The organism is Arthrobacter sp. SPT-J7 (genome assembly GCF_059089965.1).
The window spans coordinates 1-464 of the sequence record NZ_JBNHFF010000567.1 but is presented as its reverse complement, the minus strand read 5'-3'; the positions used below and the strand labels follow the sequence as shown (position 1 = coordinate 464).

1 protein-coding gene is annotated in these 464 nt (G+C 58.8%); it reads left to right on the top strand.

Features of this window, described 5'->3' with window-relative positions; genetic code table 11:
- Positions 1 to 230: 230 nt before the first annotated feature.
- Positions 231 to 464, top strand: a 234-nt coding sequence (locus tag AC5RWX_RS34300; RefSeq protein WP_494100580.1) for a GntR family transcriptional regulator, incomplete at its 3' end; no start/stop codon positions are given.

Genomic DNA, 464 nt, shown 5'->3' with positions numbered 1-464 from the left:
AGTGGCTAGAGTGCTCACGGCTGACACTTCCGGGGCCAGGTTCATTGGGGAGGGGAGCGTTATGCCCGCTGTTGGCGGCAAGCCAAGCCTTTGGCTTCGCGGCCAGGAGCAGTTGACCGTGAAAATGTTTGAGGAGCTGACGCGCTGACCATTTACGCGCGCGCGTAATATTGGTAGGCTTTGTCTGACAATCTGCATCGCAGAGCCTACTTCAAGCATTGGGGAACCCGATGGCGGAAACGCGCCTCTCACCAGATCCGGCGACTCTGCCATTGAGGATGTCCCCCGTGGCCTCTGTGTCGCGCAGGGACGGAGTCATTAATGAGATCCGTCGTGCTGTTGTGCTTGGCAGCATCAAGCCTGGCGAAAAACTCACCGAAGTGCAGCTTTCTGAATGGTTGAACGTCAGCCGCCCCACCGTCCGTGAGGCGCTCAACCAGATGGCCCAGGAGGGCCTTCTTGTC